Annotated in this window: 9 protein-coding genes; 4 read left to right on the top strand and 5 right to left on the bottom strand. The window is 54.9% G+C overall.

Going from position 1 to position 9943, the window contains the following annotated elements; all coding sequences use genetic code 11:
• Positions 1-652 (top strand): hypothetical protein (locus tag HXY34_06000; protein NWF95675.1); only part of this gene is annotated, 652 nt, incomplete at its 5' end.
• 229 nt (positions 653-881) lie between these two features.
• Here the strand turns inward: HXY34_06000 and HXY34_06005 are convergent.
• From HXY34_06005 to HXY34_06015, 3 genes are all read right to left on the bottom strand, one after another.
• A complete protein-coding gene (locus HXY34_06005) occupies positions 882-1478 on the bottom strand; it encodes a hypothetical protein (GenBank protein NWF95676.1) in 597 nt (198 codons plus the stop codon).
• Positions 1479-1610: 132 nt separating this feature from the next.
• The gene (locus HXY34_06010) at positions 1611-2459 is read right to left on the bottom strand and encodes a GTP-binding protein (GenBank protein ID NWF95677.1); all 849 of its coding nucleotides are present in this window, start codon (positions 2457-2459) and stop codon (positions 1611-1613) included.
• Complete coding sequence (locus tag HXY34_06015) at positions 2452-3576, bottom strand: hypothetical protein (GenBank protein NWF95678.1); 1125 nt, start codon at positions 3574-3576, stop codon at positions 2452-2454. Before HXY34_06015 ends, HXY34_06010 begins: the two co-directional genes overlap by 8 nt.
• 704 nt (positions 3577-4280) lie before the next feature.
• Between HXY34_06015 and HXY34_06020 the strand changes: the two genes are divergently transcribed.
• Positions 4281-6605, top strand: coding sequence for a carboxypeptidase regulatory-like domain-containing protein (locus HXY34_06020; GenBank protein NWF95679.1), 2325 nt, complete (start codon positions 4281-4283; stop codon positions 6603-6605).
• A gap of 60 nt (positions 6606-6665) precedes the next feature.
• On the opposite strand, the gene HXY34_06025 is transcribed toward HXY34_06020, so the two are convergent.
• Positions 6666-7067 carry a hypothetical protein gene (locus HXY34_06025; protein ID NWF95680.1) on the bottom strand — a complete coding sequence of 134 codons (402 nt, stop codon included), beginning with the start codon at positions 7065-7067 and terminating at the stop codon, positions 6666-6668.
• Positions 7068-7138: 71 nt separating this feature from the next.
• Between HXY34_06025 and HXY34_06030 the strand changes: the two genes are divergently transcribed.
• Positions 7139-8872, top strand: a complete 1734-nt coding sequence (locus HXY34_06030; protein ID NWF95681.1) for a glutamate--tRNA ligase — start codon at positions 7139-7141, stop codon at positions 8870-8872.
• Positions 8873-8928: 56 nt separating this feature from the next.
• Positions 8929-9690: a hypothetical protein gene (locus HXY34_06035; protein ID NWF95682.1), complete on the top strand. Its 762-nt coding sequence runs from the start codon at positions 8929-8931 to the stop codon at positions 9688-9690.
• Here the strand turns inward: HXY34_06035 and HXY34_06040 are convergent.
• Positions 9680-9943 (bottom strand): hydantoinase B/oxoprolinase family protein (locus tag HXY34_06040; protein ID NWF95683.1); only part of this gene is annotated, 264 nt, incomplete at its 5' end. The genes HXY34_06035 and HXY34_06040 overlap by 11 nt on opposite strands.

Raw genomic sequence — 9943 nt, forward strand, 5'->3', positions numbered from 1 at the left:
GCCATATGTTCGTGATGGGGGTCTTGTTGTGTATACGACTCCAGCTGAGATTGAAAGGCGTCAGCGCGGTCGTCCAACGATGATTGCGGATGTTCTTGAAGAGGTTGCATCATCTGTCTCAGCAAGACCGGTGATAACCGAGGAAATGGAGATAGCTCTTGCTGCTGCGGCCTCTGCACCGGAAGCCATGAAACCTTCGAAGCTCGCTCGATATAGACGCGAGATAGGTGAGCGAAAGGAAAGGGAGAAGGACCGTCGACCGGAGGTAGTCGTGCAGCCTCTCGGATTGGCGGCGGAATCACCAGCTCCAATCGAAGCACAACCCGAGCCTCCTGCTGCGATTTCAATCGAAGATCGGAAGACCAAGCAACCAGCGACAGTAGCTCCTGTCGAGCCGTCCCCTGAGAAGCCCAAGGAGCGTCCTGCAAGGAGGTCGGCCGCGAAGGCAGCTGAGGCAACCCCCTCCCCAGAGGAGGCGCCCGCCAAGAAGCCCGCACGAACCACCAAGAAGTCTGAGACCACTGAGGGTGCTACGCGGGCTGGGACGACTAAGAAGTCAGAAACAGCTCCAAAGCGGACATCCAAGAAGACCGAGGGTACATCTGATTCCGCTCCGAAGACCCGGAAGACTACCTCCAAGAAGACCGAGTAGTCGGGCCGGGTACAGAAGGACACCGCCGACAAGGTTGAAGAGCAAGGCGGTGCGTTTACCTTCAGACGGGATTGAAACAGGTGAGTAGTGCCCACGCTGTACTACTCACCGTCATTGAACACACTAGTGCATTTAGAGTCCAGTCAACCAGACATTACGGGAGCACGTGGACATTCTTGATAAGGTCCCCGGGAATGGGCAGATGATGCCGCTCTATGCGAGGACCCCTCTATTTCTTGGAGGCTATCTGCTTGTCGAGTTCCTCGAGTTGGCTGTCAAGCTCTGCCTCTTTGGACTTGTACTCCGGTTCCGGAATGTAGCCACGCATGTAGTCAAATCGGAGGTCGGTCAGCGATGCCTTGAGGCGGTCTTTCTTCTGCAACAGGACCACGAGCTCATCGTCCATCGCTGGAGCCTGAACAGCCGTAACCGGTGGCGCCTGTGTTCTTGGGCTTGTCTTGACTGCGGGAGCTGGCTCCGGTTGTGGCGTACGTGCAGCAGCAGTGCTAGGGGTTGTCACTGCTATCTCGGGTGCAGGCTCGGTCCTAGTTGGTGCTGTAGACTTTGGAGGTGGTGTGGGTGCGGCAGGTGTGGGTGCTGGGGCGCTTGTCCTGACCTGTTCCATCGTTTCCATGGTCCTTCTCAGTTGGTCGATCTGGTCTGCTATCTCCTTGAAACTGTCGTTGATTGTCTTGTTGATGGCCTCCTTCATCCTGGCAAGGTTCATAGCAAGCTCATCAGCAAGCTTCTTCGTTTCGGCCACGTTATTTGCAAAACCTTCAATGGCCTTGAGTTTCTCTAGGATTTCGCCAATATTGAAGCTCATCTGATTGTCACCTTGGACTTTATGCCCATTCTACTGGTAAGTCTTGTTCGGCTGTTCTTAACCTTTGTCGTGGCATCATCTCACAAAGTGATGGTCCTGTTTCGCACAGAATGGCATGGATGCCTGTCTGTCCTATCCCTTCGTGTCGGCCTTCCCTTCCAGAATCGCCTTCCGGATTATTTGGATGAGGCGGTCCCGGTATGAGATGTCAATCGCGACCAACTCATAGGTTGCTATCCCAAGGATTTGACCGACCCTCTCTGGCGTGAGGGCGGTGGGCAAGTCCTGCTTGTTGGCAATGCCTATTATCCTGGCGTCAGGAACCTCCTCTTTCACAAGTGTCACAAGCTTCTTGCTTCGTAGGACGTTCTCCAGAGTACTATCCGTCACTATTATCACGACTTGGGCATTTGCAATCATCTTGGCCCAAAGAATGCTGAAACGTGACTGACCCGCAAGATCCCAGAGGACTATGTTGGCGTTCTCGACCTCCTCGGGAAGTTTCTTTATGCTCACACCAATGGTCGGGTCATGGACTAGGGGCAGGGTTTCTCCCCTCAGGAGGTGTAAGGTTGTTGTCTTGCCCACGCCTGCAAACCCTAGGATTGCGACCTTCACCATGGTGACGGCAATCTCGTCCACTTTCGCATCGAAGCCGTCCAGAGGCTGACTGGCCGCTGCTAGGTTGGCATAGTCACGCATGAAGACCTCCAGCAGCTGTCCGATTCGTTCCTCAATCTGGGCTGTGTCATCGGCCTTGTCTGCAATGAATACAAAAGTGAACTCACTTCTAGTCGTGTAGAAGAACCGGGAGCTGGCCACATTCATGTACTCAATCTTGCCCTGGAGGTTCACAGTGCTCAGAAACCCGGCCAGACTTATCAAGAAACTCACTAGCGCCTCTTTGGACTCGCTGCTCGCATACTCTTTATTGTAGACCAAGTTGCCATTTTGCCCGAGTATGTAGATTCCCCTAATCATTCCCATCACCCCATGTCTCTACGAGTAGTTCGAAGTAGCGTCTAGCTGACTCTGCATCAATCTGGTTTTCAACATACTTCTGTGCGACTACCGGGAGCACGTACTCTGGAATGAATGTTTCGAATGCTGGGTCGGAGATGAGCGCCCAGCAATCACAGTCCGGAAAGTGCACCGCTATCTTTTCTGACTCCATGTTGAAGAGTATCTTCTGGACAAGCTCGTGTGGCAGGACTGCAGCCCTTGATATCTCCTTGACTGATAGTGCCCCCTTTCGCAGGAGACCTATGACGATATAGCTGATTCTGTCTGATACGCGCCTCGCGATGGTCTCCCTGTCCGCAACCTGAGGGGAGTTGGGGTCCTCTGTCTGTGCTGTGGGGTTGTAGCCTGCGAAGAAGCTCTCCACGTACTTTCTGTACTCCTCTGTGATCTCTGGATGTGTAGCACGTGTGGTTTCCATGGACTCGGACGGAGGCGCCCGATAGCAGAAGAGGTCCCTTATCAGAAACACGGTTTCGACACCACTTCTGGGGGGTGTGGAATGTTCATCGCGGCCGACCATCTCAACTTTCACGAGCCCTGCATCCATCAGAGGAAAGACCGCCGTGCGGAGGTCGACATCCCGTGCCTGAAGCTGATCCCTGAGCCATATCTCCATGGTCTTTGACTTCTGTATTCCTTCGCTCTGAAGCTTGTCCAAGAGCAGTGTTGATGAGGGTGTTAGGAACACACGGGCGCATACCTGTTCATTGGTTGGTTCCTCGATCACAGCTCCCTTTCTGATTATCTCGCCTATCTCGAGGTAGTCTGGTGACCGGGTGGCAAGCTCAAGAATGAATCTGCCCATCCCAGCGAGCTTCTTGGAGTTCTGAACGAAGTCCTCCTCTATGTTTAGTGCGAAACACACAAGCCATCCGGGGTGTTCCTCAGAGGAGTATGTCGCCATCCGCCTGCCCTCTACGTCGATTAGCTTGATATCTGCTTTCTTTCCCTCGCCATGCAGGTAATACACCAGATTCAGCATCTTCTCGTTGACACTGAATGTGGGAGGATACCTCTTTGCCACTACAAAGCCCTGATAGTCGTCCAGATGAAGTACGAACACGGCTTGTGGCATGCAGCGCTCCCTGCCCCTTTGACAGCTGCGCGCCATAAATGGTTAACTGCGGCGGACTCCTCCGGTGTGATTCCGACTGCGGCACACTATGGCCCCCTCTTCGTTGAGTAACCAGCACTCCTCGCAGACATACTCTCCACATGCCGAACACCGCCCTATGTGCTGTTCAAACCTCATGAACGATGAACTGGCGTCTCGCCCGTGTTCGACGCAGAAACCATTCCCGCAGTTGCTGCAGAAGACCAGTGCAGAGGAACCGCAGACGCGACAGCTGCCACCACGCCGGGTCCCACCTCTGGTTTCTTGGGCCTCCGAAGTGCGAGCGACACAGTCGGGGTTTTCACATGGTCCCAGTCCCTTGTATGACCCGCATCTTTCACAGAATGGTCTGAAGCTGCCTCGATGGTGCATGGTACTCACACAAGAGGCAAGCTGCAGGTGGCTTAAGCCATTCTCTTCTCTCATCGAAGGTTGAATCTTCAAATGGATGCCGTAGCATCGGCAGTCCATAGCAGATGCTTGAGGACTGGACATGCAATCCGGGGCATGAGGAAGGGGCCTGTCCCGTTCGTATGGGCGTTGAGTAGATTCACGTACATCGACTCACTCTGTCGTCACACCAGCGATTACTGGCGTGACTGACAAGTCCAACGTGTTAGAAAGGATGAAAAGGTGTGGCCTACCATATCTCGTGAGGAGTGGACATGGATCTGGACGGACTCTATCGCATCATACCCGTTACCGCTTCTAGGAGTCTTGCTCTTGCGGGATGTCAGTCTATCCAGCAGGCCATACCCGAGGAGTATGCTCTGGCGAGCTTTGTGATGAGGGCGCTGGAAGCACGGAATGGTCGTGAGCTCGAGTTCATTCTGAAGGCCTATCTCCCGGTCCATCTGATTCGGCTCGGGCCACGGGGCCAGTGCGTCCTAATTGACATGTTGGGTCTATTCTCTGCAGAGATTGTGGAGGTCGGTGAAACGGCGGTAGAGGGGCTCTCTAGGGCTCTCTCAGAGATAGACTCCACGTCTCTGAATGTGGCCCCGCTCGATAGCATCTCTCATGCGTTGGCTGCAGTCAGGGCTGCAGAGGTCGTGAGTGTCCCCGGTCTCATATCAGGGGCGAGCGCCAATGACCTCGCCAGACTAATCGGATGGCCGAAACAGTCAGACCTCGAGCTTGGAGCAATTGTCCTGCCGTCGATAATCAACAGGGAGGACCTTTCAAAGTACGAGCGTATGATACTGCAGACCTTCGACCGGGTTCAGCGGCTTCGCCGAGAAATGGCCAAGATACTCCCAGGTCTAGAGCCCATGCTTCGTGCGTCCGAGGACGGGCTGGCAGCCTTGGCGCCAACTGTTGCGCGGTTGGACGACCGGATATCTCGTCTTGAAAACGAGCTGGAGCGGCTCACCTCGCGTCTACAGAGCATCACTTCTTCCAAGCTGACGAGCCCGCAGCTTGCAGCGACTGAGGCCGAAGTCCGGTCACAGATTGACCTACGCACCACAGCCCTCATGAAGGACCGTGAGCGGCGAGAGAGATTGATTGAGGACCAACGGCGTTCCAGAGAGTCCTTCTCGATACATCTGGAGGGCATGAAGACCGAGTACTTGCAGACGCAGGAATTCATTGACTCGCTCTGGTCACAGTATGAGTCGCTGTCTGTCGACTGTGGTTGCTTTGAGTCCGACTCGCCTGCCGTACTTCTAGTCCCTCTTGTAATTGCTGGCTTCTCGAAGCGAGGTGTGCTGGAGGTCACGGTCTACCCACCATCTGTCATGGACGATCAGGGTGTGAAGACCTCCAGAAGGAAGGAGTTTGCTGACCCCTTCGTCCCCTTGTCACAGACCATGACTCTGCTTGCATCACTGATTGAGAAGCGAATCGACTCTGACATCACACTGCGAAAGCTCGTGAGAGACTCCTCTGCTACAAGCAATCTACTATCTGATAGTACCGCCCGCCGTATGCTGGAGGAAGGCGCGCGACTACTGAGAGCAGACGGTCTGCTGCGTGACTCGTCTGCGGACCACCTTCGAGCTCTCATGTCGTCCGTTCCGGAGAGACCCTCGAAAGCCACAACACATGGGGCCATGCTTGTCACAGACGAGTCAGTGTGCAGTGTGGAAGTCCGTGTCACTGATGCGTCCGGAGAGCCGATAGCAGGGGCCCGTGTTGGTGTAGGCGGACTGATTACCAAGACGGACGAGCATGGGGGCACTCAGTTGAGATTGCCCCGGAGCCGCTACGAGCTCGCTGTGAACGCTGATGGCTATCGTGAGAGGCGTGTTGAGTTTGAGCTGCGGTCTTCGGGAGACGTAGTAATCCCGGTTGTCCTGGAACAGTTGACAAGGGAAGACCGACTCAGCCTTGCCCTTGAGGACCTCAGTAAGCGAGCAGACCGAATAGACACCATCAGGAAGAAGCTGCTGGGAATCTTCCAGAGTCAAGGCGACACCATACTGAGGGTCCCGGCATACCGTGGTACCCTTGAAGAGTTGCTCACCGAGCTGGGCTACGAGCCAGAGGCATGGCTTGCTGAGGCCAGCAGAAAGCGCGGCATGATTGGCAGACTCCTCAAGGGCGAAGACCGCAGGGATGGAATGCGCAGAGACATCCTGAGGATTGCCGAGGAGTCCAAGTCGTCCGGTGGGGTCATGCTGCTGTCCGATGTCCTGCGGCGACTTGACCGGCTCGGGTGGTCCGCCAACACCACTGAGGTCGAGTCGATTCTTGCTGAGATGACTAGGGAAGGTCTGATACGGGGGGTCTCAATCATGGAGGACGGCACGACTTCGGTCAACTTTGTTCCCGTGTCTCTCACTGATGACCCCCAGTTGGTCCTCGATCTTGCTGCCAAGCGGAAAGGCAGTCTGACGATTGAGGATGTGGTGCTTGAACTCGGATGGACTGAGAGCAGGGTGAAGAACGCCTTGCAACTCCTCATAGAGAAGGGAGTGGCCAAGGAGCAGCGGAGCTTCTCCAAGAGCACCACCTATTGGTTTCCCGGTCTCCGCGGCAGAGACTAACACTTCTGGAAGGCTGCTTGAGCGCGCTTTTCCATGCCACAGCGACTCCGGTATGGTCCTCTAGTCCCAGTCCTCGTCGAAGTCCTCTTCCTCCTCTCCTATCTCAAAAGAGTCCTCTTCCTCTTCGTCCTCCTCCTCGTATTCCTCGTCTCCCAGTTCGTCATAGTCGAGGTCAGTGTCCTCCTCTTCATCCTCTTCCTCTTCGAACAGGAATGTGTCTGGATCCTCTTCCTTTTCCTGTTCGTCTTGGATACGGATCCTGCGAGCCCTCTTTGTGGTTCTGGTGTACATGCACAGATTGTCTTCTGGGTCGAAGTACTGACACTCTGGACAACATCCTGACTTCGACTTGCAGGTGATGAAAGCTCCACACTTCTTGCAACACTTGAGTTCGGATGCTTCGTCAGACATCTCTCTTGAACCAAGAAGAACCCCTAGTACGGGTAAATAAGCGTCTCTCAAGAGTCGCGCCTTCCTGTTCGAAGGTCAAGATTATTAAAGCACCCGCCGGTTTCACTGCGGAGCTGACCAATTTGACCGACCTTGAGGATGAGGTACGCAGGTTTGTATTGGAGAATGCGGTCAAGTATGAAGGCAAACCCAACGTGAAGTCCGTCATGAGTGCTCTACTGGGAGCGCGGGCAGACCTTCGTTCGAGAGCAAAAGAGGTCCGCGAGGTCGTTGAGCGTCTTGTCACCGAGGTCGAACGGATGAGTGTTGATGCACAGCGCGCGCAGCTCATGAGGATTGCACCCGGTCTGCTTGAGTCGAAGAAGGAGACCGCAGCAGAAGAGAAGGAACTTCCTGATTTGCCCGGAGTGGACAAGTGGCCGCGAGTCGTGATGAGGCTAGCTCCTTTCCCTTCGGGTCCTCTGCACATAGGCAACTCGCGGATGGTCATCCTCAATGATTACTACGTGAAGCGGTATGATGGTGAGCTCATTCTCGTATTTGATGATACAATAGGCTCGACCGACAAGCAGATTGAACCTGCGGCCTATGACCTGATCCCCGAGGGCCTCGACTACCTTGGGGTGAGATACCATCGCACTGTCTACAAGTCAGACCGGCTGGACCTCTTCTATAGGTATGCAGTGGACCTTCTGCAGCGCGGATATGCCTACGTCTGCGACTGCGACTCGGAGGTCTGGCGAACACAGCACAAGACCAAGAAGATTGCTTGTGCTTGTCGTTCTTCCGGTCCCGAGGAGAACCTCGCGCGGTGGGAGAAGATGCTTGATGGCACCTATCCAGAGAAGGGCGCGGCAGTACGGCTCAAGACTGGTATGGATGACCCCGACCCCGCCATGCGAGACCATGTCATACTGCGAATCTCTGAGACGCCCCATCCCCGAGTGGGGAGCAAGTATCGTGTGTGGCCCTTGCTTGAGTACTCATGGGGGATTGATGACCACGAGCTAGGGGTGTCGCACATCATACGTGGAAAGGACCTTGTCAAGGAGGGCAAGATGGAACAGAGAATCTGGCAGATATATGGGTGGCAGCAGCCAGAGCTCGTATACTACGGTCGTCTGAAGTTCCAGGACGCAAAGCTGAGCAAGAGCAAGTCGAGAAAGGAGGTCTTGGAGGGCACATATGCAGGATGGGATGACCCGCGGACCTGGAGCCTTCAGTCACTGGTCAAGAGAGGAATTGCTGCTGATGCTCTGAGGAAGGCCATGCTGGACCTGGGACTCAGTATGGTCGACATCTCGCTCTCGATGAACGCGGTGTACTCGGAGAACAGGAAGCTTAGAGATGCTGAGGCGCCCAGGTTGTTCTTTGTCTCCGACCCAGTGTGGCTCGACATAGCGGATGTGCCAGCCGAGCTGGAACACGCAGAGGCACCGGTTCATCCAGACTTCCCTGAGCGGGGTGTACGGAGGATTCCTGTCACTAGGCACGAGGGGAGAGCTGTGGTAGGCATTCAGAGGGTTGACTATACTCGTGCCGAGAATGGTGGCTTACTGCGTCTGAAGGACTTCATCAACGTGACACTTCATAAGGGCAAGAAGCCTCGTGCGAGCTTCAACAATCTGAGTGTCGAGGCTGCCCTCAAGGTCAAGGCACCTATCATTCAGTGGGTTCCAAAGGAGGACACCGTACCAGTTGAGCTAACAATGATAGACGGTCAAGTCCTTCAGGGGCTCGCAGAACCGGATGCCCGCAGATTGAGCGCTGGCGTCTTCGTGCAGTTCGAGAGGTATGGCTTCGCAAGGATATTCGAGGTTGGTGATGTAATCCGAGCGGCCTTTGCTCACAAGTGAGCTGAGCAGCCAAAGCGCACTTATAGTGCCTGCTGCGTATAGAAGGCAGACCCACGATGTCCAAGAAGAAGCCCGTAGCATCGAAGAAGGCAAAGCCTTCGTTGTCACCTGCCTTGTTCAAGACGACAGGTGCGAGTGTGCCCATAAAAGTCGATGACAAGAAAAAGAGGACCTTCTACTTCGACGCGAAGATCACGCCTGAGAAGGCAAAGAACCTTGCCGCAAAGGACGGTGCTGAGATACTCGGTGTATCTCCCGATAAGGTCTCCGTAGGTGCTCCATCTCTCAAGTACGACTTCTACTGCGTATACGATGCGACAATGACAGTGAAGTTCCTGAGGGTGCGGCACCAAGAGATTAGTGTGAACGAAGAAGTGGCAGGTGTTGCAGTGGGAGGTTCTGTTCTCACTCCAAAGAAGGCCTCGGACATGCCGGGGAAGTCGGTGGAGATCGAGATTGTGGAGCTGTTTGAGATAACTCGAAAGGACTCGATGGTACTGGACGGCACGACTGGTAGCCCCGCGCGCTCACTGGAAACACTCATCAAGGGGGCCGGCAAGAAGCCTGCAACTGCTGCATGGATCAGCAAGGCGTCCGTCAGTCCGGGAAAACTCAACAGTGTGGACAACGTTGTCAAGGAACTGAGAAGTGTCGCCAAGGCACCCAAGGAGGCCAAGCGTGTCGTTGAACACATCCTGCAGTTCACACAGCTGGATGGAGTGTATCTCCCTGTCTACTACGTGAAGGTATCAGCAGGTCAGGCATTCAAGGTCATGCGTGTGAATGCAGTCAACGGCGCTGTGGCCCTCAAGGTCTAGAGTGCGTTTCGGACAGCAAGTCATCAGGTGCGCCCCATCCGCCCCCGCCGGGTGTCTCTATCCTGACAATGGCCCCTCTGGGAAGTAGGACTGAGCTCTTCGCCTGTAGTCGATAATCTACATCTGCAATGCGAAGCACGTTTACTCCACATGCGCCCGGATGGCCGCCCGACAGTCCCCAAGGGGCAAGCGTCCGTCGCTCCGACTGGATAGCCAGCGTGCATCCATCCGCCAACAGCTCAATCTCTCTGAC

The organism is Candidatus Thorarchaeota archaeon (genome assembly GCA_013388835.1).
Lineage (GTDB): Archaea > Asgardarchaeota > Thorarchaeia > Thorarchaeales > Thorarchaeaceae > JACAEL01.

Excerpts from the sequence above, each read along its gene's own strand:
- HXY34_06005 (NWF95676.1), bottom strand. The coding sequence starts at position 1,478 with ATGAGCTTCAATATTGGCGAAATCCTAGAGAAACTCAAGGCCATTGAA.
- HXY34_06010 (NWF95677.1), bottom strand. The coding sequence starts at position 2,459 with ATGATTAGGGGAATCTACATACTCGGGCAAAATGGCAACTTGGTCTAC.
- HXY34_06015 (NWF95678.1), bottom strand. The coding sequence starts at position 3,576 with ATGCCACAAGCCGTGTTCGTACTTCATCTGGACGACTATCAGGGCTTT.
- HXY34_06020 (NWF95679.1), top strand. The coding sequence starts at position 4,281 with ATGGATCTGGACGGACTCTATCGCATCATACCCGTTACCGCTTCTAGG.
- HXY34_06035 (NWF95682.1), top strand. The coding sequence starts at position 8,929 with ATGTCCAAGAAGAAGCCCGTAGCATCGAAGAAGGCAAAGCCTTCGTTG.